The 25,601-nt window shown below is 49.8% G+C and carries 26 protein-coding genes and 2 tRNA genes; 13 read left to right on the top strand and 15 right to left on the bottom strand.

Features of this window, described 5'->3' with window-relative positions; translation table 11 throughout:
* Window positions 1–75 precede the first annotated feature (75 nt).
* The 4 genes from C5S61_RS15100 to C5S61_RS15085 all read left to right on the top strand — a co-directional run bounded on the left by C5S61_RS15100 (window position 76) and on the right by C5S61_RS15085 (window position 2,438).
* Window positions 76–570: a disulfide oxidoreductase gene (locus C5S61_RS15100; RefSeq protein WP_110516016.1), complete on the top strand. Its 495-nt coding sequence runs from the start codon at window positions 76–78 to the stop codon at window positions 568–570.
* Window positions 563–1,252 carry a DsbA family protein gene (locus C5S61_RS15095; RefSeq protein ID WP_110516014.1) on the top strand — a complete coding sequence of 230 codons (690 nt, stop codon included), beginning with the start codon at window positions 563–565 and terminating at the stop codon, window positions 1,250–1,252. Before C5S61_RS15100 ends, C5S61_RS15095 begins: the two co-directional genes overlap by 8 nt.
* A 212-nt stretch (window positions 1,253–1,464) precedes the next feature.
* On the top strand, window positions 1,465–1,671 hold the full coding sequence (locus C5S61_RS15090; protein WP_164689512.1) for a CbtB domain-containing protein: 207 nt from the start codon (window positions 1,465–1,467) through the stop codon (window positions 1,669–1,671).
* 11 nt (window positions 1,672–1,682) lie between these two features.
* Complete coding sequence (locus tag C5S61_RS15085; RefSeq protein WP_110516011.1) at window positions 1,683–2,438, top strand: CbtA family protein; 756 nt, start codon at window positions 1,683–1,685, stop codon at window positions 2,436–2,438.
* Between the two features lie 248 nt (window positions 2,439–2,686).
* Here the strand turns inward: C5S61_RS15085 and C5S61_RS15080 are convergent, their stop codons facing one another.
* Both C5S61_RS15080 and C5S61_RS15075 read right to left on the bottom strand, forming a co-directional pair.
* Entirely contained in the window at window positions 2,687–3,067 is a 381-nt protein-coding gene (locus C5S61_RS15080) for a hypothetical protein (protein WP_110516009.1), read from the bottom strand.
* Window positions 3,068–3,093: 26 nt separating this feature from the next.
* Window positions 3,094–3,513 (bottom strand): helix-turn-helix domain-containing protein, encoded by a 420-nt coding sequence (locus C5S61_RS15075; RefSeq protein ID WP_110516007.1) that lies wholly within the window; start codon window positions 3,511–3,513, stop codon window positions 3,094–3,096.
* A 76-nt stretch (window positions 3,514–3,589) separates the two neighbouring features.
* Here C5S61_RS15075 and C5S61_RS15070 point away from each other — a divergent pair, with 76 nt between their 5' ends.
* Window positions 3,590–3,844, top strand: coding sequence for a hypothetical protein (locus C5S61_RS15070; RefSeq protein ID WP_110516005.1), 255 nt, complete (start codon window positions 3,590–3,592; stop codon window positions 3,842–3,844).
* Between the two features lie 49 nt (window positions 3,845–3,893).
* Here the strand turns inward: C5S61_RS15070 and C5S61_RS15065 are convergent, their stop codons facing one another.
* From C5S61_RS15065 to rpsL, 9 genes are all read right to left on the bottom strand, one after another.
* Window positions 3,894–4,451, bottom strand: coding sequence for a sigma-70 family RNA polymerase sigma factor (locus C5S61_RS15065; RefSeq protein ID WP_110516003.1), 558 nt, complete (start codon window positions 4,449–4,451; stop codon window positions 3,894–3,896).
* A 59-nt stretch (window positions 4,452–4,510) separates the two neighbouring features.
* Complete coding sequence (locus tag C5S61_RS15060) at window positions 4,511–5,413, bottom strand: DsbA family protein (RefSeq protein WP_110516001.1); 903 nt, start codon at window positions 5,411–5,413, stop codon at window positions 4,511–4,513.
* 144 nt (window positions 5,414–5,557) lie between these two features.
* Window positions 5,558–7,228: a hypothetical protein gene (locus C5S61_RS15055; RefSeq protein WP_110515999.1), complete on the bottom strand. Its 1,671-nt coding sequence runs from the start codon at window positions 7,226–7,228 to the stop codon at window positions 5,558–5,560.
* A gap of 156 nt (window positions 7,229–7,384) precedes the next feature.
* Window positions 7,385–7,460: transfer RNA gene (locus C5S61_RS15050), tRNA-Met, on the bottom strand.
* A gap of 47 nt (window positions 7,461–7,507) precedes the next feature.
* A tRNA-Met gene (locus C5S61_RS15045) sits at window positions 7,508–7,582 on the bottom strand.
* Window positions 7,583–7,623: 41 nt separating this feature from the next.
* Entirely contained in the window at window positions 7,624–8,580 is a 957-nt protein-coding gene (locus C5S61_RS15040; RefSeq protein WP_110515997.1) for an STAS domain-containing protein, read from the bottom strand.
* A 128-nt stretch (window positions 8,581–8,708) separates the two neighbouring features.
* Window positions 8,709–10,814, bottom strand: a complete 2,106-nt coding sequence (gene fusA / locus C5S61_RS15035; protein WP_110515995.1) for an elongation factor G — start codon at window positions 10,812–10,814, stop codon at window positions 8,709–8,711.
* Between the two features lie 167 nt (window positions 10,815–10,981).
* Complete coding sequence (gene rpsG / locus C5S61_RS15030) at window positions 10,982–11,455, bottom strand: 30S ribosomal protein S7 (RefSeq protein ID WP_110515993.1); 474 nt, start codon at window positions 11,453–11,455, stop codon at window positions 10,982–10,984.
* Between the two features lie 16 nt (window positions 11,456–11,471).
* Complete coding sequence (gene rpsL, locus C5S61_RS15025; RefSeq protein WP_054535174.1) at window positions 11,472–11,912, bottom strand: 30S ribosomal protein S12; 441 nt, start codon at window positions 11,910–11,912, stop codon at window positions 11,472–11,474.
* A gap of 364 nt (window positions 11,913–12,276) precedes the next feature.
* Between rpsL and C5S61_RS15020 the strand changes: the two genes are divergently transcribed.
* Window positions 12,277–14,058, top strand: coding sequence for an ELWxxDGT repeat protein (locus tag C5S61_RS15020; RefSeq protein WP_110515991.1), 1,782 nt, complete (start codon window positions 12,277–12,279; stop codon window positions 14,056–14,058).
* Between the two features lie 28 nt (window positions 14,059–14,086).
* Here C5S61_RS15020 and C5S61_RS15015 read toward each other — a convergent pair whose 3' ends face one another.
* Window positions 14,087–14,803, bottom strand: coding sequence for a hypothetical protein (locus C5S61_RS15015; protein WP_110515989.1), 717 nt, complete (start codon window positions 14,801–14,803; stop codon window positions 14,087–14,089).
* 133 nt (window positions 14,804–14,936) lie between these two features.
* Between C5S61_RS15015 and deoC the strand changes: the two genes are divergently transcribed.
* The gene (gene deoC, locus C5S61_RS15010; RefSeq protein ID WP_110515987.1) at window positions 14,937–15,923 is read left to right on the top strand and encodes a deoxyribose-phosphate aldolase; all 987 of its coding nucleotides are present in this window, start codon (window positions 14,937–14,939) and stop codon (window positions 15,921–15,923) included.
* A gap of 4 nt (window positions 15,924–15,927) precedes the next feature.
* The gene (locus tag C5S61_RS15005; protein WP_110515985.1) at window positions 15,928–16,293 is read left to right on the top strand and encodes a DoxX family protein; all 366 of its coding nucleotides are present in this window, start codon (window positions 15,928–15,930) and stop codon (window positions 16,291–16,293) included.
* Window positions 16,294–16,439: 146 nt separating this feature from the next.
* Here C5S61_RS15005 and C5S61_RS15000 read toward each other — a convergent pair whose 3' ends face one another.
* A complete protein-coding gene (locus tag C5S61_RS15000; RefSeq protein ID WP_110515983.1) occupies window positions 16,440–16,955 on the bottom strand; it encodes a GNAT family N-acetyltransferase in 516 nt (171 codons plus the stop codon).
* A gap of 167 nt (window positions 16,956–17,122) precedes the next feature.
* Between C5S61_RS15000 and C5S61_RS14995 the strand changes: the two genes are divergently transcribed.
* The 5 genes from C5S61_RS14995 to C5S61_RS14970 all read left to right on the top strand — a co-directional run bounded on the left by C5S61_RS14995 (window position 17,123) and on the right by C5S61_RS14970 (window position 23,798).
* Window positions 17,123–17,551 carry a CBS domain-containing protein gene (locus C5S61_RS14995; protein WP_110515981.1) on the top strand — a complete coding sequence of 143 codons (429 nt, stop codon included), beginning with the start codon at window positions 17,123–17,125 and terminating at the stop codon, window positions 17,549–17,551.
* 21 nt (window positions 17,552–17,572) lie between these two features.
* On the top strand, window positions 17,573–18,985 hold the full coding sequence (locus C5S61_RS14990; RefSeq protein ID WP_110515979.1) for an FAD-dependent oxidoreductase: 1,413 nt from the start codon (window positions 17,573–17,575) through the stop codon (window positions 18,983–18,985).
* 634 nt (window positions 18,986–19,619) lie between these two features.
* Complete coding sequence (locus tag C5S61_RS14980; protein ID WP_110515975.1) at window positions 19,620–20,465, top strand: ABC transporter permease; 846 nt, start codon at window positions 19,620–19,622, stop codon at window positions 20,463–20,465.
* A gap of 1,149 nt (window positions 20,466–21,614) precedes the next feature.
* Window positions 21,615–23,351 (top strand): S8 family peptidase, encoded by a 1,737-nt coding sequence (locus tag C5S61_RS14975; RefSeq protein ID WP_110515973.1) that lies wholly within the window; start codon window positions 21,615–21,617, stop codon window positions 23,349–23,351.
* A 147-nt stretch (window positions 23,352–23,498) separates the two neighbouring features.
* Window positions 23,499–23,798, top strand: coding sequence for a hypothetical protein (locus tag C5S61_RS14970; RefSeq protein ID WP_110515971.1), 300 nt, complete (start codon window positions 23,499–23,501; stop codon window positions 23,796–23,798).
* A gap of 54 nt (window positions 23,799–23,852) precedes the next feature.
* On the opposite strand, the gene cobT is transcribed toward C5S61_RS14970, so the two are convergent.
* Window positions 23,853–24,905, bottom strand: a complete 1,053-nt coding sequence (gene cobT / locus C5S61_RS14965) for a nicotinate-nucleotide--dimethylbenzimidazole phosphoribosyltransferase (RefSeq protein ID WP_110515969.1) — start codon at window positions 24,903–24,905, stop codon at window positions 23,853–23,855.
* Complete coding sequence (locus C5S61_RS14960; RefSeq protein WP_110515967.1) at window positions 24,895–25,587, bottom strand: PRC-barrel domain-containing protein; 693 nt, start codon at window positions 25,585–25,587, stop codon at window positions 24,895–24,897. Before C5S61_RS14960 ends, cobT begins: the two co-directional genes overlap by 11 nt.
* Window positions 25,588–25,601: the final 14 nt, after the last annotated feature.

The raw sequence follows: 25,601 nt of genomic DNA, 5'->3' as shown, positions 1-25,601 counted from the left end.
CAATCTGCCTCAGCATCGCTGATCGGCTGATCTGATCGATCTGTGCGCTCGAAAAAATAACCAAAGAAGGATGTTATGCAACCCTCAGCGATTGAATCATCGGATCTTAACGATGCTGATGATCGAACGAGTATTTCATTTGGACAACGTGTCCGCCAAAATCTTGGCTATTTAGCGTGGCTTCAGGCCGTAGTTGCCACGCTTGGCAGCCTCTACTTTAGCGAAGTCAAGGGCTTTCCGCCGTGTAATTTGTGCTGGTATCAACGGATTTTCATGTATCCCTTGGTGGCAATTCTCACCGTTGGGATCATTCGCCGCGATGCGGCAATGCGTTGGTATGCCTTGCCGTTGAGCGTTGGCGGTTGGTTAATCGCCAGCTATCACTGTTTGCTGACCTATGGCGTAATTTCAGCTGAACTTGCGCCGTGTAGCGCTGGGGTTTCGTGCCTTGCCCGTTGGATCAACTGGTATGGCTTTATTACGATTCCCCTTTTAGCCTGGGTCGCCTTCAGTGTCATCATCGTTGCTTTGTTATTTGTTAAACCAGCGAAGGAGCTTGATTATGAGTAAATCGATTGCTAGCAATAAAAAACGCCAAAGCCGCACCCGCAAGCCCCAAGGTGGTTTGCCCAGCGAAGTTAAAATGTTGCTCTGGTTGAGTATTCCGGTGTTACTAATTGTGGCCGTGGTGCTGCTGACCCAAAGCCAAGCCAGTTCGACCCAGACGGTCGATATTTCGCGCTTGGTGCATACTGATAGCCCCGTTTTGGGCAAGACTGATGCGCCAGTAACCGTGGTTGAGTTTCTCGACCCAGAATGCTCGTCGTGTAAGGCGTTCTATCCAATTATCAAGGATGTGCTGGCCCAAAATGGCGATAACGTGCGCTTAGTGGTGCGCTACCTCCCATTGCATAACAACTCAGTTTTGGCGATGGCTGCAACTGAAGCTGCTGGCAACCAAGGCAAATATTGGGAAATGCAAGAGCTGTTGTTTGCCAAGCAAAGCGAATGGGGCAATAAGCAAGCGCCCCAAACTGCGTTGATGTTGCAATATGCCCAAGAATTGGGTCTTGATGGCGATAAATTTGCCAAAGATTTGAGCGACCCAGCGATTATGCAAAAGATCGAACGTGATAATGCTGATGCTCAAGCACTCAATGTGCGTGGCACCCCCAGCTTCTTTGTCAATGGCAAAGCAGTTTCGACCCTCAGCCAAAGCGCCTTGCAAAGCGCCATCGACGACGCAAAATAATGTTTGGCAGCGCTGCTTGATGCTAATCGAGCAGCGCTTTTTTATAGCCCAAACCGTGTGATGGCATCTATATACCTTGCTAATAATGGACAAAAGTTTGACATGATCTGGACTTCTATACTTACGCCATTCAGCACAATTCGTAGTTGATGAATGCTTCTGATGCACCGGCGGTGGCCGCGTGCTGTTTGGCGTTGTGTAGGAGGAATTTCATGCTAGCAGACGTTTCGACGGGAGCAAAACCGCAATGGCGCGCCTATGTGGTTTCGCTGGGGTTGGGATTATTGCTGTTTTTCTTGATGGCGTTGGATCAAGGCCAACTGCTGAGCTTAATTCAAGGCCAAGTTGCCTATACCCAAAATCTGATTCACGAATCGGTTCACGATAGCCGCCATGTTAACGGCATGCCCTGCCATTAAGCGAGATTCTGATGCAACGATTTTCTTTTGGAGTTGTGCTCAAGGCGCTGCTGTTGGCGGTATTGCTGGCAGGCACGGTTGTTGCAGCCTTCCATTTAGTGTTCACCGAGCCGTTGATTGACCAAGCAATTGGCCTTGAAGATGTGAATCATACGCTCAACGAAGCGCCACATGCTGGCGGTGATGAGCCAATCGTCAGCCGCAACGGCCAAAAAATTGGCTTATTTGTGGGCTATGGTTTGTATGGACTAAGCTGGGCCTTGTTGTTGTCGGTGGTATTTCATCTTGGCCAAGGCTTTTTTTGCCAGCTTGGTGTGCGGCGCACTGCCTTGTTATTTGGCTTTTTGGTATTCTGGGCCTGCGCGCTCATGCCATTCTTGAAGTATCCCGCCAATCCACCAGGCGTTGGCGAGCCAGATACGGTCAATGTGCGCCAGCAACTCTACATCGGCATTCAGTTTGCCTCTGCTATCGGCGTGGTTGGCGCGTTGGCGCTTGGGCGTTGGGTTGCGGCCCGTTGGCGTTTGCCACAGTGGGTTGTTAGCGGCGCGTTACTGGCGCTCAGCGGCGCAATCATCCAACTGGCGTTTCCTGCGGCTACCGACCCAATTCGCTTGCCCATGGAGTTGGTCAACGAGTTTCGGGCTTGGTCGTTGGCTGGGCTAAGCCTCTATTGGCTGCTGGTTGGCTTGGCGTTTGGTGGCTGCTTGGGCTTCTTCAGCCGCCCCTCCAAACCTGCAACCAAGCTCAAACCCTTGGCCCAATAAAGGCTAAGTGACATAAACATAACGAAGCGATTTTCTGGCTGATGACTCGATTTATCAGCCAGTATTGATCTCTATTAAGTGCTTATCATGGCTGATATTTATGAGTAGATGGCAAAAATAGTTCATCAGAATGCACAAAAAAATTAACGTTGCCGTTGACTGGATCAACGTTGAGTTTATTCCTAATGATCGCTTTATCTATGAAGTTACCATTGCTGTATCGGCTTGGCGAAACCAATTGTTCCTGGTTATAGCGGCGCAGCAAGGCTAGTTCCCGAATTACTCCGAATGGGATAGATCGCCCATGCCCAGTCGCTTGCAAGGATTAAGCTACGAGGAACATGCCATGGACTGATTTCCGGTTTATCCGCCAAGAGCAATTCGTTGGGTTCAATCGGGCCACCACATCCAGGGCATACAATATCGTTCAGCATCGGTTCCATGGTAAAGCGATCAAAGATATTGTTCGGATCGACATACATCCGATGTTCTTCCCAATCGACCAGCATAATTGTATCGCAGGCAGGGCAGCGCAGAAACATAGAGGTGAGATTGGTTGATGGATCCTTGAGCCGTTCACGAATGGCATCATCATCGATATCCATGTTGTTGATAACGCTATCAGTCATCAAGCACTCCTTAGTAAAAAAGCCGATCAAGTCTGATCTGCGCCAGAACAACCCTCATTACACCCCTGCTCGTTGCTAATCCGACAATCTTCGAGCCGCAAACATTGGCATTCCAAGCCATGGGTTAGCAAGGCCTGCATGTTTTGTAATACCTGCATTTGCTGGGCAACTTGAACGAGTTTGCTACTCGCCATCGTTTGCCAACGGGCAGAGGGCGGTGTATCAGCTTCAAATCCATGGATTAATGTTTGAACTTCAGCAATCGAAAAACCAGCTTTGCGGGCCAAATTGATCAAGCTAATCCATTGCAACACGCTTGGATCATAGCGGCGGCGGGTATTATGGCGCTGCGGCTTGGGAATTAACCCCATCTGCTCATAATAGCGAATTGCTGATGGCTGAAGGCCGGTTTGGGCTGCGACCTCGCCAATTGATAATCCTTGCATCGGCCAAAACTCCTGCTTGACTTAAAGTGCACTTCACATGATAGCGTACAACTATCAGGTTATAAAGGAGGATTCGATGAAACTTTTGCAAGAGTGTTTTGGCTTGCTACGCAGCAAAGTTGGGTTATTGATCATTGCAGCCAGTATGCTTGGGGTATTCTTTTTTGAACGTAGCGCGTTGGGCGGATTATTGGCAGGCGCAACGCCAATCGTCATGATGATCGCCTGTCTGATTCCTTGTGCGATTCCGTTATTATTGCTGCGGCGCAAGCAACCAGCTACGCAATGCAGTTGCAGCGATCCAAATTGTGGCGGGGTGGCAACCGAATAATTTAATTCTGCCGCAACTGATCAAACGCGATTAGTTGCGGCATTTGAGTTTAGTCAGAACGCGCAGCAAGATCAAGCTGCAATTGTGCTCGTAAGCGTTTGCGGGCTTTATGCAAGCGCCATTTGACCAAACCTTCATCAATCGCCAAAGCTTGGGCGGTTGCGGCAGTTGATAAGCCTTCGACATCGCGTAAGAGAAATACTGCGCGAAATTCAGCTGGCAAGGCCCGAATCAGATCAAGCAATTCGTGCTGCACTTCAGCTTGCACAAGCATTGCAGCTGGTTCTGGCTCGTTGGTACTAATCGTTTCGCTATAAACAGCATTTGGGGCATCAAGCGATACGCCAAGCGGTTGGCGACCTTGATCGCGGGCATAATTAATCGCAACATTGTGGGCAATCCGATCAAGCCATTTGCAAACCACGCCCTCATCGGATTGGCGCACGCTGGTAATATTGCGCAAAGCCCGCACCAGTGATTCTTGCGCCAGATCTTCAGCCACAAAATCGTCACTGATCAAGCGGCCAATTCGGCGCATCAGCCGCTGTGGCTCGCGGGTTATCATGGCAATCAGCCGATCGTGGGCATTAAGTTCGCTTGCTTCCATCGCTCAATTGCTCCATTATTGGCACATTGCAATTGTACCTCAACTAGCGTAGCAAGCGCCTAAATACTCCAAAACGCATCGCCGGCAATTGCTGTCCGTTTGGCTCCAATTGCGGTTAGCGCTTCAGCCGTTGCTGCGTGGCTACGGTTCAGCAACTCGGCAAATTCCTTGGTTGTGCCGCTTTGATAGGCTTTGAGCGCTTGCTCAGGCGTTGGCGTTTGCGTGGCTGGCTCCAAACCAGTTGCCTGTAGCAAGGCTTGCTCCAAACGGGCATACGGCTGCGAGCCATGCAATACTGCGCGTTTGCCTGCATTGGCTTGAATAATCAGGGTTGGAAAACCACGCACGCCCAGTTGGCGAATTTCGGCTAAATCGCGGCGAAAGCTGGCTTCGGCAACGCCACTTTGATAGAGGGTTGTAAATTGCTGCCCATCAATCCCTAATGCTTGGGCATATTCGGCCAGCAATTCAAAGCAAGCAATATTTTTCGCTTCTAGAAACAGGGCTTCGCGAATTCGGCGCAAAAAGATTTCTTCGTGTTCGGGAGCCAGCATGCGCACTGCATGCACCGCAATCGATGGTGGATACGAAGAATCGAGCGGATCGGTCAGCCAAACGCTGGGATCAATCGGCTGGCCATAGTGTTGGGCAACTTCGGCCCAGTGGGGCGCAACATCAGCAGGCTTGCGAATGCCCGCCCCTGTATCCTGAAAGCCTTGCCAGCCTGGCAATAAGCCACCATACACATGACGAAACTTCACATTTGCGCCATAATGATAGAGCAACTTGCGCCACGCTGGCTCCAGCGCCCAACAATGCGAGCAAATGGGGTCGGTGGCATACAGAATTTCAGCAAATATGTGGTTTACTGATTCAGTCTGGGTCACATCATGGTCAATGCTTGGTTCATTGGCTGGCGCTTCGGGCGCACAGGTTCCGGTTTTTATATCGCAAAAGCTCATGGTGTCATCCTTTCAATCAGCGTGTTAGTTACGCCTCTATCCATTAAGACACCAAAGTCACCAATTGGTTAGCGTTCAACAGCAGTAATTTAGCTAAAATGCAAACATCGCCCTTGAATTAAGGGCGATGTTTGATCAACGTGATTACCAACCTAAGCTGGGAATTTGTTCGGCAGCCAAACGGCCAAGCTGCACTTGAAACTGTGCTGGATTATCGGGATGCCATTCAAAACGAGCGCGCTCAAACCATTGGGTCAGCACCCGATCGCCATCAGGATTAATTTCCATGTGCGGGGCGGTGAGCGGCAAACCAAATAAGGCTAATGATTCAGCGTAACTAACCCCAGGCTCGCCTAAATCCAACCCATGGCTTTGCCAATAGCTCAGGAATGCACCGCAAACCTTGCGATCGGTGGTGGCAAAATGCTGGCATTGACCGGGCAATTGTTCTGAGCCTGCTGAGCTATCGCCCTCATTTTGCCAATTGCGATTGAGTGTTGCCAAACGTTCTGCTCCTAAGCGGCCAAGCGAAACCTCGTAGGGCGTGCCTGCCAACTCAGGGTGGTGCTCGTAGCGCTGGCGTTCGAGAAACTGCACCGTGTAGGTTTTGCCAGTATCTGCATTAACTTGGCTAAATTCTTCGCTAAGCGGATAGCCAAACACCGCTAAGCCCCCATTTTTTTGCCAATATTGCTCAAACAAACCGCCAAGCGAGTGCATGCTTTCAGGGTAGTAGCTACGATTCGCGACTAATGGATCGTTGGCTTGGCGCGGGGCAGTTGGCACAACCTCGGCAATTGGCCGCACATGAATGACTGGCTTTGCTCCACGATGGTCGCTCCATGCCACCACCGAATTATGAATAGAAATCGATGGCCGATTGTTATCGCTATAAGCAAAATGATCAATCCGAAACATGCTTTTTTGGCGAACATCAAAGCCTACCAAATCGAAATTAGGTCTGTTCTCAGTGGTGTAATTGACCGCTACCAAGAAATTTTGGCTTGCAGCGAAACCAGAAACAATATCAAAATGACAATTGTTTTCATTGATTAAGTTTTCGGTATTTTCCAGAGTTTTGGCGTATAAATTTTTGTTTTTGCAATAGTAAAAGCGCTTATTCAGCAAAATATTTTGTTTAATCGTCGCATTACACTCGGCTTCAGCTAGTTTTTTTGGTGCTTGCGAGCCATCAAACGCCAGGTAATGAATTTCCGAGCAGTAACCGTATTTGCCGGCATTTTGGGTTCCATACGACCAACTAATAATTTCTCCATCAGATTGCAGCGAATCTGTGCCGTAGATCGTGGCTTGCTCGCTGCCAACCAAGATTGGAGCCTGATTGCCACTCAGGTGCAATTTCCAGATACTATTCGTAATTTCTGGGATAGTTCCAGTAACTTCTAGCCAAACTAACCAATCGCCAGCAACAGTCCAACGCATCTGATCAGGATGGCGTGGGGTTTGCAACGTTGTACTGGTTTGCGTCGCCAGATCATACCGATATATTGATTGATTGTCGCGCCAGATTACCCGCCCATTGGCAATAAAGAAATCGTAGGTTTGACCTTGAATACTGCCAACGCTAACACTCGTGCCAGTCGCAAGATTGGTTACCAGTAATTCGCTCGTATAATTCACGAAATCGGTACGCCAGGTACGCCATGCTAGCCAATTGCCATCAAGTTTAAGCTGCGTAATCGTATGCTCGCTCACAATATCGCGGCTAATTGGTTGGTTTTGCTGGGCGGATGCTGGCTTGAGCACCAAGCTGAGGCTCAACATTAAAAAACCGATGCGCCATAACCACTTCATCGCTGGTCCTTTCTACATCAAGACTAACACGATGATTCTACGCAAAAGCAAGCTGATTTTGGCTGCAAGCGATGTGAGAGCAAACTTGTGAGAAGCTGAGAACTAGCTGAGATAATTAGGAGTGAGTTGAGGAAAAATTGTGGCTAAAATAAAAAATGGTGCCGATGACTGGAATTGAACCAGTGACCTAACGATTATGAGTCGTTCGCTCTAACCCCTGAGCTACATCGGCACAGAATGAGCGGCTTGGTATAAGCAAGCCGCTCAAATCTTTAGTTGTGGTTGCGGGGAGAGGATTCGAACCTCTGACCTTCGGGTTATGAGCCCGACGAGCTACCACTGCTCCACCCCGCGTTGACCTATGTATAATAGCACAACCTTGATTGCTTGTCAAATTAGTGCTTGCTCAAGCTATAAACGCTCTGTTCAAGGGCAATTTGGGGCGTTTGGGCAGTTTTGAACAGCTCGCGATCGACCCCAAGATCGCCGAATTGCATGGCAATTTCTGCTGAAGCGCTGGTAATTGTTACATCGCAGCCAAGCAAGCGAATCGCCTGAACCATCACTAAAACTTTTTCGGCAGCGTCGTTGGCCAGCTCACGCACACCAGCCATATCCAGAATCAACAGGCGGGTGCGTTGGCGATGGATGGTTGCCAGCAAGCGTTTTTGAATTTGCTCGATCCGTTTGGTATCGAGTGCGCCGACCAAGGGAGCCAGCAACACGTTGGCAGCAATCGTGACTGCTGGAGTTTCGAGGGTTTCGACCAAGGTAAATAGGCGTTGTTGCTCCTGATTTTGCTTGAGCAAGGCATCTGCTTGGTTGCGCATTAATGTTGATTGGGCTTTAATCCGACGCTGCTCGCCATCGGATTTACTGATGGTTTCGCGCAAGGCCACCAGATTAGTTTCATTGATGGTGCGAATCAGCACCATTGCGGCAACGATTAGGCCATAGGCAACCAGATTATCGACCGCAGCATAAACCCCATCGAAATTTGATCGGACTAAAATGCCACCATACCCAACGACTGCACTTATAATCACCGCTGTTGAAGAACCCATAATCAATGCCATCAGAGGCGGGATCAGGGTCATTAGGCTGACTGGCTGCGTTTTATCGACAAAGCCTGCGCAGATAATGGTCACAAAGCCTACCATTAACCAGCGACTCCATGCAATACCTCGCCAATAGGCAAAACTTATTCCAATTAGTACCAGCAAAATACCACCCATCAAGAGAGGTTCTTGCCAGCCATTGCGCAGACCGATCACAACATCGATTGCGGCAGTGGTGATATTTAACAGCACTAAGAGGGCAAGAGTTGCTTGGCGTTGGGTAATTCGGATCATGGGTATTGGCTCCGGATTGCTGGAAGCAGGATTGCATCTGTGTGCTTTATTATACGCACAAAAAAGTTAAAAGAAAATGGGCCGATTGGTATACCCAATCGACCCATCTGTTGCGCAATGTAGCAGCTTTAGCCGCGTGATTTTTCGACCAATTCTTCTTGCAAGTTGCGTGGAATTGGCTCGTAGTGATGGAACTCCATCGAGTAGGTAGCGCGGCCTTGGGTTTGTGAGCGCAAATCGTTGACATAACCAAACATGTTGGCCAATGGCACGAAGCCACGCACGACTTGAGCGTTACCGCGAGCTTCCATCCCTTCGATGCGACCACGGCGGCTGTTTACGTCACCGATGACACTACCCATGTAATCTTCGGGCACAATCACTTCGATCTTCATGATTGGTTCCAAGATTTGAGGTCCACCGCGGCGAACGCCGTCCTTCAAGGCCATTGAAGCGGCAATCTTGAAGGCCATTTCCGACGAGTCAACGTCGTGGTATGAGCCGTCGAACAAGGTTGCTTTCACGTCGACCACTGGGTAGCCAGCGATAACGCCAGTTTCCATGGCTTCGCGGATACCGGCTTCGACTGCTGGTACGTATTCGCGAGGTACAACCCCACCAACGATACCATTGACGAAGATATAGCCTTCGCCTTCGCCTGATGGCTCGAACTTGACTTTGACGTGGCCGTATTGACCTTTACCGCCCGATTGGCGCACGAACTTGCTATCGATATCGACGCTCTTGGTGATGCTTTCGCGGTAGGCCACTTGAGGCTTACCAACGTTGGCTTCAACCTTGAATTCGCGCATCATGCGGTCGACGATAACTTCCAAGTGCAATTCGCCCATCCCGCGGATGATCGTTTGGCCAGTTTCGACATCGGTGTTCAAGCGGAAGGTTGGATCTTCTTCGGCCAAGCGTGAGAGTGCAATCGACATCTTGTCTTGGTCGGCCTTGGTTTTTGGCTCAATCGCCACCGAGATAACTGGTTCTGGGAACTTGATGCTTTCCAAAACCACTGGATCATCTGGTGAACAGATGGTATCGCCGGTGAAGGTATCTTTTGGACCCACCACAGCAGCAATATCGCCTGCGTACACTTCCTTGATTTCTTCGCGGTGGTTAGCGTGCATTTGCAGCAAGCGGCCAACGCGTTCGCGCTTGTTCTTGGTGGTGTTCAAAACGTATGAGCCAGTTTCGAGCTTACCTGAGTAAACGCGGAAGTAGGCCAACTTACCCACGAATGGGTCAGCCATAATTTTGAAGACCAAGCCAGTGAATGGGGCATTTTCGTCGGCTGGGCGCTCGATGAACTCTGCGTCTTCAGCTTCTGAATCAACGCCTGGGCGCACAGCCTTGGTCACTGGAATTTCCAATGGTGAAGGCAAGAGCAACACAACAGCGTCGAGCATGCGTTGTACGCCTTTGTTCTTCAAGGCTGAACCACACAAGACCGGCACCAATTTGTTGCCGATGGTGGCAGCGCGCAGGGCGCGGCGCAATTCTGGCACTTGCAATTCTTCGCCTTCGAGGTAGAGCATCATCAACTCATCATCGGTTTCGGCGATTGCTTCGAGCATATAGTCGCGGGCTTCTTTGGCTTTTTCAGCCAATTCAGCAGGAATTTCGCGTTCTTCTTGGACTTTACCAACATCGTCCATGTAGAAGATAGCCTTGTTTTCCATCAAGTCGATGATGCCTTGGAAGCGATCTTCGGCCCCGATTGGCAATTGGATCGGCACAGGCTTAGCGCCAAGGCGATCGACAATCATGCTGACGGTACGGTCGAAGTTCGCGCCCATGCGGTCCATTTTGTTGACAAAACAAATCCGAGGCACATTATATTTATCAGCTTGTCGCCACACCGTTTCTGATTGTGGCTCCACACCGGCCACTGCGTCGAACACCACTACGCCACCGTCGAGCACGCGCAATGAGCGCTCTACTTCAGCGGTAAAGTCCACGTGGCCAGGGGTATCAATAATATTGATTTGATAGCGTTGCTCAGCATATTCCCAGTGAGCGGTGGTAGCCGCAGCGGTAATGGTGATACCACGTTCGCGTTCTTGTTCCATCCAGTCCATGGTGGCAGCGCCTTCATGGACTTCACCGATCTTATAGTTACGACCGGTATAGAACAAAATCCGTTCGGTGGTAGTAGTTTTCCCTGCGTCAATGTGGGCAATAATCCCAATATTGCGTACTCTGTCGAGTGGTGTCGAGCGAGGCATTCCTTACTCCGTTACATGGTTAGTATTAGTTGGTGACAGCCTGCACGGCGGTGACGTTGTATTGTACCATAAGTATGCAGGCAAAAAGCGGCTAAACATCGCGTCTAGCCGCTCTGGTCACCGACCCAATTGTTCACGACGCTGGTCGTGAGGGGTGGCCATAAACTTTAGAAGCGAGCGTAGTGTGAGAAGGCGCGGTTGGCTTCAGCCATACGGTGAACTTCTTCACGACGCTTGACGGTTGCACCAGTGTTGTTGAAGGCATCGACCAATTCGAGCGCCAAGCGTTCGTGCATTGGTTTGCCGCTGCGAGCACGGGCGGCAGTCAACAACCAACGAATTGCCAAGGCAATCCGGCGGTCGCTTTTAACTTCGACTGGCACTTGATAGGTTGAACCACCGACGCGCTTTGGGCGAACTTCGATGGTAGGGCTTGAGTTGCGCAACACTTGTTCGAACACATCAACCGCTTCGCGGGTCAAGCGTTGTGAAGCAACCTCTAAAGCGCGATAAACGATGTTTTCAGCGACACTTTTTTTACCGTGCATCATGACCTTGTTGATCAACATTTGCACGTGGACGCTGTTGTGAATTGGATCACCAGGCACAATACGCTTGGCAATTTTTCGTCGTCGTGGCATTGTATTTTACCCTACCTTATTTTTTCTTCTTGCCCGTTGCAACTTGGGCGTTCTTCTTGGTGCCGTACTTCGAGCGACCTTGCTTGCGGTTGTTAACACCTTGTGAGTCCAAGGTACCGCGCACAATGTGGTAGCGTACGCCTGGCAAGTCTTTTACCCGACCACCGCGAATCAAGACCACTGAGTGTTCTTGCAAGTTGTGACCTTCGCCTGGGATGTAGGCGGTCACTTCCATTTGATTCGACAAGCGAACCCGTGCCACTTTGCGCAACGCCGAGTTTGGCTTCTTAGGGGTCATGGTCTTAACTTGCGTACAAACACCACGCTTTTGGGGTGCGCCGCTGCCGCGGGTAAGCTTGCCCTTCAGCGAGTTGTAGATGAAACGCAGCGCAGGTGCCTTGGTCTTTTTGACCACAGGTTTACGGGGCTTGCGGATCAACTGGTTGATCGTTGGCATTCAATTCCTCCAAAAATCTTGGAAATACCCAGTTCGGACGGTTCTCACGTCTACTATACCGTGAGCGTGTTCTAGCCTAACGAGCTATGGCATTGCCGCCCCAATGCCGCGAACAGTCATAATCAATTGGTTTGCAATCAGCCAGTTGGGTGATTGCTACCAGCGAAAAATTGCAGCAAAAAAAGCATGCCCACCACGGGGCATCGACCGCCCAGTATAGCACTTGCCTACGTCTATGTCAAACTGCTGTTGACCTGTAGCCAAATATCCAACCAAAGTACGGCTATTCGATTAAACTCCTATGCTTATATACTGAGGCTATGAAAGATTTGGTGGTATACGGTTTTAGTATGAGGGAAATGCTATGCGTCGTAGTTGGATGAGATTTGTGGCCCTTTGCGCTATCGTCTTTGTTGGTAGCAATTGGCTCGTAAGCGTTTCGGCGGAAAGCTCGATTGAACTCCTCAAAGATATTGCCCCAGGTAGTAATAGTTCGGTCGGTATAATCAGTACAATAGGTTCTAATCGACATACTATGCTCAATGGGATAAGTTATTTTATTGCAAATGATGGAGGACTTAAAGACAGTTTATGGCGCAGTGATGGAACTGAAGCAGGAACTTTTAAATTAACTACTGATGGACAAGAATCATTTTTACCAACTCGCATGATTGCTTTTGGAGATAATGTTTATTTCGCCACTTCAACACCTCAAGATGGGTTTTCGATTTGGCGCAGCGATGGTTCTGCTAATACGCTGGTAAAAGTAGTGAGCTTTAATCAAGGCATTCTTGAAAAAGCCTCACACATAAGTTTGCTTCCAGTTATTAACAACACTCTTTATTTCTTTTTTTCTAACGAAGGTAAATTAGAACTTTGGAAACTTGATCAAGCATTGCAGCCAATTCTGATCACATCTTTGGAAATTTATCCATCAACACTAGTTAAAGTGCAAGTTCAACCACTCATCGATTTTCAAGGGAGCCTCTATTTTGTCGCAACTTCAATTGATGATTCGAATATAACCTATCAAATTGATTTATGGAAAACTGATGGCACTGCTACGGGAACCTCCCTCGTTCATGTGATGGATAACCGTCGATTTTCCGAGATTAAAGGCCCAATTGTAGTTAATGGAAAACTGCTGTTAATTTCATCACCTGATGGCCTTTTGGTTAGCGATGGTACTCCAAATGGTTTACAACCTTTAATAGACCCTAATGAGGGTGGTGGAGTAAAACCACAGATTGTGAGCCTTAACGGTCAAGGATTTATATCATTCAGTGATCGTATATGGCGAACTGATGGCACACTTGAAGGAACCTATCCACTTGATGTTAATCCCAGTGGCCCTGATGCAGCTGTTATCTTGAATACGCTTGATGATTATATTTATTTTATAGCTGATCATAGTAGTTATGGGCGTGAGCTTTGGCGGAGTGATGGCACAAGTGCCGGAACAACCTTAGTCCAAGATATTAATCCTGGTGGACAAGGTAGTTTCCCCCAAGAACTAACCAAAGTGGGTGAGCGTCTCTATTTTTCCGCTTATACGCCTGTTCCTACAAATAGCAATCCTCAATTGCATCCATGGAAACTTGATTGCACAGGGACTCAGGCTAGTCTGATTGGACCCCCTGAGTGGAATACTTTAGTGAATCCTTATATCTATCTGGCAAATCCTCGCGGTGTAATCTTTGCTGCCTATACCCCTGATGTAGGCCTGGAACCTAGATTATATCGTGAAAGTGGCAATACATGGCTTCATAGTAATCCGGTTGTTGCTACGACCAACGATCAAGTTGCAGCAATTCCCGTGACCCTTGGCAATGATGGCACAATTATGCATCAAAACATTGATGTGACACTCACTTTGACCAATGGTATTGAGTATCTCAGCGATACCAGTGGCATTACCCCAACAATCGAAGCTAATACCGTGACTTGGCAATTTAACGAGATTCCAACGAATTGTAGTGAGCAGACCTTTATGGTTTATGTGGGCTTACCAAATTCTCCAATTGGTGATCAAAAGGCATTTACGCTTGCCATAAACGGCATGGACTCGACTGATACAGCGGGCGATAATCAAGCAGATGGCCACATTTTTGTTCGGCGTACAATCTTTTTACCAGCAATTCAGTAAGTTAGTGCCTTTTTGGGCAAAAGAGCTGTCATAACGACGGCTCTTTTTGGTTTATTTGGCTCTGTGCCAACAAATCCCAGCCCACAGCTGTCTCCAAGCGGGTGCAGCCAGCGCTCAAGAGTTCGCGGGCTTGGGCCAGCTCAGTAACAGCATTAACCTTAATTCCTATCGCCGCATTGATTGTGCGTCGCACATCAGCTACCAGCTCAGCCGCTACCGTCACCACATCAAGATCGTGGGTCGCTGCTTGGGCACAGGCTCGTAACACAATTTGGGCCTGTGGGCAGGCAGTTAAATTGAGTTTGATCAACGGCTTCGGATCATAGGAACATGGCACATTGGCCCTGAGCCAAGCCTCAAATTCTTCAGCCTCGCTCATAATCGCCTGCGGCACAGGCAATTCGATTTCGGTTACGCCGAGCCGCAGAGCATGTTCGGTTTGTTCGCGGCTAACGCTTGCAATGCCGATGCGCAGCCCACTGCCAGCAGTCGCATCAACCCAAGCTTCCGCTTGCTCAAGTGGCACGACCAAGCAGCCAATTCCGGCAGCAATGGCCTGTTGCGCTTGGCGTTGGATTTCAGCTGTTGGCAGCACATCGCTGATCAATTGATCAAGCAACGCAGCTAAGGCGCGGGGTGCATCGCTGCGGGCGTGTGGCAAGCCAGCAACTTGGGCGCGTTCACGCAGCGTTCGCAGCACCATGCGGCTCACTGTGGCTTCGACTGAATGGCGAATTGTAGTCATCTCGATACTCCTTGCTTGCACTAAGCACAAGCGCTTGTGGTATTATCAGCGCAACAATCCGCATTGTGGATACCGAAATTCTGATACTACCAATATGGGTTGGGCGGTTGTGGCTCGACCCCAAGGATGAACTATGCAAACCGAAGTGGAGCGTGTCACGGCAATGACGCACGAACAACGTAACCCCATCAGCCCGCTCGACCTTGGCTGGGTCAATAGCCTGCGCGTCAATCGCTCTGCAGTCGAGCGCCGCGTGAGCAGCTTGCCAAATCGGCGCACGGTTAAAAAGGATTGGCAGGCAGCCTGGCTTTTGAAAGCCATTAGCTGCATGGATTTAACCACCCTCTCTGGTGATGATACCGTTGGCACTGTCCAGCGTTTATGTTTAAAAGCCCGCCAACCAATTCGTGGCGATTTGGTCGATGCGCTTGGGATTCGCAGCCTCAACCTGACGGTAGGCGCGGTTTGTGTCTACCATACTTTTGTTGAAACTGCGGTGCAAGCACTTAGAGGTACGGCTATTCCGGTTGCCGCGGTTTCAACCGCCTTCCCCGCTGGCTTGGCCCCAATGGAGCTACGCTTGCGCGAGATTGAAGCTTCAGTAGCTGCTGGAGCACGTGAAATCGATATTGTGATTTCGCGCCATCTGGTGCTCAACGGCGATTGGGAAGCCTTATACGACGAAGTGCGCCGCTTTCGCGAAGCCTGTGGCGAAGCCCATATGAAAACGATTTTGGCAACTGGCGAGCTAGGCACCTTGCGCAATATTGCCCAAGCCAGCCTCGTTTGTATGTTAGCTGGTGCTGATTTTATCAAAACCTCGACTGGCAAAGAGCCTGTTAATGCAACCCTGCCAGTTTCATTGGTGATGGTGCGCGCGATCCGCGATTACTATGAGCAAACTGGCTATAAAGTTGGCTTCAAGCCCGCTGGTGGCATCCGAACTGCTAAGCAATCACTGGATTGGCTGGCCTTGATCAAGGAAGAACTCGGCGATCATTGGCTGCATCCACATTTGTTTCGCTATGGTGCAAGCGCGTTGCTGGGCGATATTGAACGCCAGTTAGAGCATTATGTAACTGGCCAATATTCGTCAGCAATTCGCCATCCAATGGGGTAGTGCAATGAAACGTCTCGTTCGTGGGTTGCTTGCAAGTTTTATGCTGGGTGTTGGAGTATTACACTTTACCAATCCCAAGCCATTCGTCGAAATTGTACCACCTTCGTTGCCACGTCCACGGAGCTTGGTTTACCTGAGCGGCGTGTTTGAGATTTTAGGTGGCCTCGGCTTATTGCTGCCCGGCGTGCGCCGCAAAGCTGGCTTGGGTTTGATGGCTTTGTATCTGGCGGTTTTTCCTGCCAACATTCAGATGCTCAGGCAAAACGCACCGCTGTTTGGCAAACAACGCCCATTCTTGTTGTGGCTGCGCTTGCCGTTTCAACCATTGCTAATTTGGTTGGCATGGTGGGTTTCCCGCGACGAGGACTAGTTTTTGGATTCCCTCACCCCAACCCCTCTCCCGTGGCGCGGGCGAGGGGCTTTAACTCCATAGTTCTTGCACAATGTTTGGTGAATAATGTTCGGCTCCCCCTCGCCCGCGTCTAGTGGGAGAGGGGGTTGGGGGGTGAGGGGAATTTAAGCCTGCCTGGTTTGGCGAAACAGCACATGCGGCAGGTTGGCGCGCTCAAAATTACGTTCATAGACCATGCCTAATTTTTCGGCTACTCGTTGCGAGGCAAAATTGGTCGTCATCGTGAACAAGACTAGCGAATCGAGTTGCAACTGCTCAAAAGCCACTACCCGTGCTTGACGAGCAATCTCGGTTGCGAGGCCTTGGCCCCACCATTCGGGCAGCAAGGCATAGGCAATTTCGGTCTCTGGCTGATGATCAAGCTGAACCAAGCGCAAACCGCCGCGCCCAACAAACGCCCCGCTAGCCCGATCGTGAAACACACATAAGCCATAGCCTGCTTGCTGCCAATCGTTGGTCTGCATTTCAAGACCTTGCTGCGTGCGTTGGCGATCTTGCAGGCCGCCAAGGGTTGCCATCATGGTTGGATTCTGGTGCATGGCGGCGATTAAATCGATGTGTTCAAGGCTGATAGCACTGGCAACCAAGCGTTGCGTCGAGAAAACCTCAGGATCGAGCATAAAACCTCATATGCAATTTCAAATCAGCGATTGTGACCAAAATTAATTATCAATTAAGCATGGTAGGCACTGATCTTGCCTATCGCAAGCGACATAAGTATGATACTATCAGCATGGCATCGTTGCCCTACATCGTCCCCATTCGCTGATAGAATTGGAGGTACGCTATGAAGATCAAGCATGTGCTTGCAACCAAAAGTCCAATCATTCATACGATCAATCCACAAACACTACTCAGCCAAGCCGTTGCGATTTTATCCGAACACAACATTGGCGCGTTGGTGGTGATTGAAGCTGATCGGATTGCGGGAATTATCTCCGAGCGGGATATTATTCGGGCAGCCGCCCAAGACCCAGCAATTTTTGAGCGTCAAGTGCAGCATGTGATGACGGCCAATGTAATAACCGGTCGCCCCAGTGATGATCTTAAAGCGGTGCTCCAAACCATGACCAGTCGCCGCTTTCGCCATTTGCCAATTCTCGATGGCGACATTTTGCTTGGCATTGTCTCAATTGGTGATGTCGTCAAGGCGCAACTTGGGGAATATGAAGGCAAGCTCGATACCCTCGAAACTCAAATTATCGAAGAGGGCTAGACGCTCAAAAGGATTGTGATCATGACAACTGTGGGAACTGAAGCGCAGCCATTACGGGTTGCGATCATTGGTTCTGGACCATCGGCGTTTTATGCAGCCGATCATTTGCTCAAACAAAGCGACTTGGTAATTGAAGTGGATATGTTTGATCGGTTGCCAACGCCGTTTGGTTTGGTGCGCGGCGGCGTTGCCCCCGATCACCAAAAGATCAAAACCGTTACCAAGGCCTTTAACCTCGTGGCCAAAAACCCGCGCTTCCGCTTTTTTGGCTATGTTGAATATGGCAAAGATCTGAGCCACGCCGATTTGGTCGAGCATTATCATCAAATTTTATATGCTACTGGCGCTCAAAGCGATCGCCATATGGGCATTCCTGGCGAGGATCTGACCAACAGTTTTCCGGCCACCGCCTTTGTTGCTTGGTATAACGGCCATCCCGATTATCGCCATTTGCAATTCGATCTTTCGCAAGAGCGGGTAGCAGTGGTTGGGGTTGGCAACGTGGCAATTGATGTGGCGCGGATTTTGTGTCTTTCACACGAAGAACTGGCCCGCACCGATATTGCCGATCATGCGCTCGAAGCGTTGAGCAAAAGCAGTATCAAAGAAGTCTACTTATTAGGCCGGCGTGGCCCCGCCCAGGCAGCGTTTACCACCCCAGAAGTTAAAGAATTGGGCGAGCTGGAAGAAGCTGATGTGGTGGCGATTCCCAGTGAAGTTGCGCTCGACGACGTGAGCCGCGCCGCTTTGGAAGCTGGCGGCGATAAAGCTGCTCAGAAAAAAGTCGAATTGCTGCAAGGCTATGCTCAACGCCAGCCAGAAGGCAAAAAACGCCGCTTGATCTTCCGCTTCTTGGTTAGCCCAACCGAAGTGCTTGGCGATAGTGACGGTCGGGTGGCTGGTTTGCGCTTGGCCAAAAACGAACTCTATGCCAGCGATGCTGGCAGCATTGCCTCGCGCCCAACTGGCGAAACCGAAGATTTGCCAGTCGGCTTGGTGTTTCGGTCGGTCGGCTATCGGGGTGCGCCCTTGGTCGATGTGCCATTCAACGAACGCTGGGGAACCTTCCTCAATGAAAAAGGCCGGCTTATCGATCCAACCAGCCAACAGCCAAAAGCTGGCGAATATACCGCTGGCTGGATCAAGCGTGGGCCAAGCGGCGTGATTGGCACCAATAAACCAGATGCGGTGGAAACCGTGCAATGTATGCTCGAAGATGTGGCAGCTGGTCAATTGCTCAGCCCAAGCCACGCCGATCGCGAAAGCATTGAAAAATTGGTGCAAGTACGCCAGCCCAACTATGTGACCTTTGCCGATTGGCAACGGCTCGATGAGATTGAGGTTGCCAACGGCGCTGCCACTGGTCGGCCACGGGTCAAATTTACTAGCATCGAAGATATGTTGGCAGCAATTGGCAAAAATGTAACCGCCTAGCCCTTGAATTTGTGCCTTGGCAGCCCACAGCTGATTCATTTCAGGTGTGGGCTTTTTTGAGTTCCACGAAGCGACACAAAAGCCAGCAACCGCGAAGAACGCGAAGAGCGCGAAGGTTGTTTTGGCCACAGATTCCACAGATTGTTGTGATTATTGTTGCACTAGCCCAAGGCCCATAGCCAATAGTATCCTTCATCCCTCATCCTTCATCCTTTTCTCTGCGCCTCTGCGTTAAAATCCCAATCGACGAACAGCACGAAACCGCGAAGAGCACGAAGGACACGAAGGTTAAGTTTGTTCGCCACAGATTGGCACAGATTTCTCTGATTATGCTTCCGATTGCCCATAGCCAATAGCCCAAAGCCATACTCCTCTGCGTTAAAACCTAAAAGTATGATCTTTTTTGCCTTCTTCCTTTTGACCTTTTCATCCCTCATCCCTCATCTCTCATCCTTCTGACTTTTATGTTCTATGCTCTATGCTCTTTGTTCTTATTTTGATTTTTGACTTTTTCATCCCTCATCCTTCATCCTTCATATTTTATACTTCTGCCTTTTGGCGGATTTGGCTTGGGCCAGAACGCGCTACAATGCATGCTGCAACTACCCACTATCGCACAACAAAGGAGCTGGTTATGGCATTTGGGCGTTCATTCTGGCGTGAAACTCGTGCGTCGTATGCATTCGTTGAGCGCAACATTAATTTGATTAAACGCTATTGGGGCTGGGAAGTTGTTTGGTTGATCTATTCAATTGTCAATGCCTTATCGATTACCTTCATTGGCAAGGCGGTTGGTGCAATTACTGGCCAAGAATTCGACCAAGCAACGATTGATGCCACGATTCTCTATTTGATTGTTGGCACATTGGTTTGGCACTATTTGGCGGTGGTGTTCGATTGTATTGCTGAATCGGTGCAATGGGAGCGCTGGGAAGGCACAATTGAATATACCTTTATGGCACCGATCTCACGGCTGACGCATATGCTGGGGACGACGATTTTTGCAGTCTTTTGGGGCTTGTTTCACACCGGAATTATCTTGGCCTTTGTGGCAGTATTCTTTCAAATTAGCCTTGATAATGCCAATTTTCTTGGGGCGACGGTGATTCTGCTGACGGGCAGCATTAGTTTTATTGGTTTAGGGATTGTGGCTGCGGTATTGCCGTTGCTCTTTCCCGAACGTGGGGCGCAGATGACCAACATTGTCAAAGCCACGATTTTGTTGGTTTCAGGCGTTTATTATCCAATTAGCGTTTTGCCAACCTGGATGCAACCGCTAGCATCGATTTCGCCAGCGACCTATGTGTTGGAAGGCATGCGTCGCGCGTTGCAACATAATGCAGGGCCAATTGCGCTGTGGGGGAGCTATTTGTTGCCATTGCTTGGCAGCGGCATACTGCTTGTACCCTTGGGCTTGTGGATCTTCTTGCGCGGCGAGGAGTATGCCAAACGGACTGGGCGCTTAAAACGCAACGGCTAGGATAGCGTTGACAGATTTTTGCAGCAGCCTGCTTGAAATAAGCAATGTTTGACTATAGTGTGTCAGCAATTTCGCAATGACGCTAAAAATTAATGGTATAGATGAAATGCGTATTTGCTGACCGTATGGATGCTAGTGTAGTACTATAATAACCACTATGCTAGCCCATGGTGTAGGACCAAGGTCATGCTTTACAGGCCGTGGTTAAACCTTTTTGGTGCTTTGAGGGGGGATAGCTATCCCCCTTTAGTACCAAAGAACCATTAAAATTTTTGACAAGAAACCGATCTCGACGTACAATAAACCTAACAACCCACCTACGATAGCCTGTAGAAGCCATTTGTATGATGAATCATCGCTATTCGGCCTAGGAATCAGTTTGGTTCATGTATTAATGGTTTGCTTGTGAGCGTTCTCAGCATCAAGCGCGAAAGTTTACAAGCCATCCAGACACTCTACAGCTAGCGTATTGCCTAACACCATGACACTCCATAGAATCTGACCAATGTACGGGATCATCTTCCTGTAGATTGCGAGGGAGGCTACCATGATCATTATCTTCTAGATTAATTGAGCTTTTGCAGCTGGACATGTTTGAAGGGTTTGTTTATGGGTGTGATAATCTTCTAAGATTGAGGGTGTGCAGGTCTCGGAGTCCAACTGTTGCTCTGCCCAAATATAGGGTAGAACACTACCGATGATTGCGATTCATCGCTGGAGTGACGAGACATTGTGAATTCACAGCTATATTGGTTGTGTTGAGGCCATATGCACTAGCTGGGGAGGATTTCCATGATCATCATTTTCTAAAATAATCAGTACGTAGCAACTACCAAACCGCCTATGATCTTCAGATCATGGGCGGTTTTTTTATGCACATTTGGGACTTATGCCAAATAAATATTAATAATTTTGACAATTTCGTTAAAATGATTTAATATATCCTGCATACTCATCTAGATGAGTACCCGACGTTGTTCGACTGGCCACTTATCTTTCATCCACAGAAAGGGGCATGCGACTTCGGAAGCTTCCAACGACCTCACCGATTCCTTCGCAACAATGATGTGTATGTGTGGTAATCCAGCCAGTGTTTGGTATTGGGATTGCCCATGGTAAATTTGCAACCCACATATTGAGGAGGCACCCTTGAAGCGTCTGTTTGTTTCATTCGTGTTGATCTGCAGCCTGGTTATTATCTTCAGTGCTCCCAACCCTTCATTTGGTCAAACTCGCAACCCTGGCAAACCTGTTGATCGGGTCGATGTTGCTGCTCCAGCAGTAGCAGGCCAGTTTGTGGTCAAATTCAAAGCCACGACCGAAAAAGCCAACCGATCATCAGCCCTCAAAGCGATTGGTGCTGTACAAATTGATCGGATTGCAGCACTTGATGCAGAAGTTATTGAAGTTGCGAGCCTCAAAAGCAACGATACCCTCGCTGGTCGCGAAGCTGTCTTAGCCAGCTTGAAGCAAAATCCTAATGTCGAATATGCCGAACCAAACTTTATTTATTCCATGAATTTTACGCCCAATGACCCAAGCCTAAGCTCACAATGGGCATGGGGTGTCATTCAAGCATATACCGGCTGGGATATTACGCAAGGTAGCAGCAGCGTCGTAATTGCAGTTGTTGATACTGGGATTCAAAGCAACCACCCTGATCTTGATGCCAAGATGGTGGCTGGCTATGACTACATCGACAACGACGCAACCCCAGCCGACGGCAATGGCCACGGCACGCACGTTGCAGGCACAAGCGCTGCTGAAACCAATAACAGCACTGGTGGCGCTGGTACGTGTCCAAATTGTAAGTTGATGCCGGTGCGCGTGTTGAACAACAGCGGTAGTGGAACCTTGGCCGGTGTGGCCAATGGCATCACCTACGCTGCTGACAATGGTGCCAAAGTTATCAACTTGAGCCTTGGTGGCGGCGGTTCGACCGCATTGCAAAATGCTGTTGATTACGCTTGGGGCCGTGGTGTGTTCTTGGCATGTGCTGCTGGTAACAGCAACACCTCAAGCGTCACCAACTCGTACCCAGCAGCCTACACCAACTGTTTCGCCGTTGCCTCAACCACCTCAAGCGATGCGCGCTCATCGTTCTCGAACTACGGTTCGTGGGTTGAAGTTGCTGCCCCAGGTTCGAGCATCTACTCAACCTGGATCAACAGTGGCTACAACACGATCAACGGTACCTCAATGGCAACCCCACACGTTGCTGGTTTGGCTGGCTTGTTGGCCTCACAAGGCTTGAGCAATAGCCAAATTCGCGATCGTATCTGCTCGACCTCAGATACCATTTCTGGCACGGGCAGCAACTGGACGTGTGGTCGGATCAATGTGTACCGTGCAGTCAACAACGGCGGAACCACGCCAACCCCAACGCCACCACCAACCACGCCAACCGTCGTTCCACCAACCGCAACCCCACCTCCAGGCGGTGGTAGCATCGTCAATGGTGGCTTCGAAAGTGGCACGACTGGCTGGACCCAAGCATCAAGCGGTGGCTATGGCTTGATCGATACCACGCGCCCACGCACTGGTAGCTACAGCGTGTATATGGGTGGCTACAACAATGCCAACGAAGGGCTGTATCAAACGGTAACTGTCCCAGCAGGTTCGTCGTTGAACTTCTACTGGTATCAAACCAGCAACGAAGGCACAACAACTGCCTACGACTACCTGCGCGTGCGGGTCTACAACACCAGCGGAACCCTGTTGGGAACCTTGGCAACCCGCTCAAATGTTAATACCGAAAACGCTTGGGTTGCTGAAAACTTGAGTTTAGCAGCCTACGCAGGTCAAACGGTGCGCATCCGCTTTGAAACCACAACAGATAGCTCATTGACGACATCGTTCTTTGTTGATGATGTTAGCCTGCAATAAGCTTATCGTGCTTCCCTAGTCTGCAATCGAACAACGTCAGTCGCACCCGTCAACAGCAATGTTGGCGGGTGTAGCGTTTTACAAGCGCCCGTCGTTACGCTAAAATAGAGCGTAGCAACCACCAACCAGTTAAGGAGTGATCGATCAATGGCCAGTGAGTCAAACAATCATTTGACCAACAAGCGTACCTATTCAGTTATTGGCACGCTGTTTGTGCTTGTTTTAGCAGTGCTCTCGTTTATTGTTGTGCCAATGATGTTGTTTGCTGATGATTCGCCAGCAGGGGCTTTGGCATTCTTGGCAATTATGCTGGGCTTAGTGGTCACGGTTATTGCCTCGATTTTGGCTCCACTCAAGCAACAAGAATATACCGATTTTGCGGTGCGCCCACCAATGGAGCTTGATTTGGATACTTTCGATGCCAAAAAAGATGGGGTTTCGTGGTAGAACCTTTTGGGTTGAAGCACGGCCAGTAGGATTTGCCTGCTGGCCGTTGTTTTTTTAGCTGGCAGTATCAACTTGGGCGCTGGCAAAGGTTGCCATCTCGCCAAGAATATTGCAGGCTGCTTGCACCAATGGAATCGCCAAAGCAGCGCCGCTGCCTTCGCCAAGCCGTAAATCGAGTTGCAGTAAGGGTCGTAAGCCAAGTTGTTGCAGGGCAATGCGATGGCCTGGCTCTGCGCCGCAATGGGCGGCAATACAATAGTCAATTGTTTGGGGAACAATCACTTGGGCTACCAAAGCGGCAGCTGTCGTAATAAAACCATCAAGCAAAATTGGCACACGGCGTTGAGCAGCACCCACGATAATTCCAGCTAAGATGCCAATTTCAAAGCCGCCAACCTCGGCCAATGGTTCGAGCTTGCCACGATTTTCGCCAACCCGCGCCACCGCTTGGCTCACAACCTCGATTTTGCGTTGATATTGCGCCGCTTGCACTCCAGTGCCATGGCCGGTCACCACTGCTGCTGCTTGCTGGCAATAGATTGCGGTTAAACATGCGGCGGCGGTCGTATTGCCAATGCCCATCTCACCAAGCGCAATTAAATCGTGGCCTGCATCGGCAAGCTCATGGGCCAGCGCAATGCCCCGTGCAAGGGCAGATTGAGCTTGTTCGTGGCTCATTGCTGGTTCAATTGCCAAGTTCTTGGTGCCAGGCCCCAGCCATTCGCTGCGGAAATTCGGCGCGCTGCTGCTGATGGCGGTTTGCACTCCAGCATCAACAATCAATAATTCGGCCCCAACATGGCGGGCCAACACGCTGACTGCTGCACCACCAGCCAAAAAATTGCCCACCATTTGGGCGGTAACGCTTGAGGGATACGCACTCACGCCATATTCCGCCACCCCATGATCCGCTGCTGCCACAATAATGATTGGTTTTTGAATCGTTGGCGGGCATTGCTGGCGGATTCCGGCCAATTGAATGGACAATGCTTCAAGCTGACCAAGCGCTCCTTGGGGCTTGGTTAATTGGTTTTGGCGTTGTTGCGCTTGCTCGATTGCAGCCTGATCAAGCGGCTCGATCGTAGCCCACGAATCTTTAATGTTCACTACTTGCTCCAGGAATAGGTTGATCGCCGCGCAGAATAGCATCAATCTCATCCGACGACAACCGTTGCACATCAGCTGGGCTTGGTTTGGGTTCGCTTGGCGTTGGGGTGCTGGCAGGAACTTCAACGCTCACTCGCGTGCCAGTCAACGGCATAACCATGGTTAATTTGGGGTCGGGGATGTTTGGCTCAAGCCCTTCGAGCGTATCGCGCAAGGCTTCATCGTAAATCACCACTGCATCGCTGCCAATGCCCGCCACTCCAGCGCTGAGCACATATTGGCGCTCGCCCTTCAAAACTCCACGCGTAATCACATAGCCGACGATTAAGCCAGTTTCATCGAGCAACAATTCGCCAATTGTACCCAATTTGTTGCCGGAGCGACCAATTGCCGCCGTGCCAGTCAGGTGAATTTTTTTCTCCAAAATGCTATGAAAATGGGGAATGGCGTTGGCGCGGAGTACTTCGCAGCCAGCTTTGACCAAAATCACATCGCCAGCCCAAACCAGCACTTGCGCCCATTCAACTACCGTGGCCTCGCGAAACAAACCGCCTGTGTTGGTGAGCAAGCCAACAATCCGCCCGGCAGCGTGATCGACCAACAGATCAGCGACCGAACCAATAATATTACCAGTATCCACCCGAACAATCGACTTTTTGACCAATTCTCCTGCCTTATACATTGACTTAACTCCAT

Origin of the sequence: Herpetosiphon llansteffanensis (assembly GCF_003205875.1) — a bacterium.
GTDB classification, from domain to species: domain Bacteria; phylum Chloroflexota; class Chloroflexia; order Chloroflexales; family Herpetosiphonaceae; genus Herpetosiphon; species Herpetosiphon llansteffanensis.
This window is presented reverse-complemented; position numbering and strand designations above follow the sequence as displayed.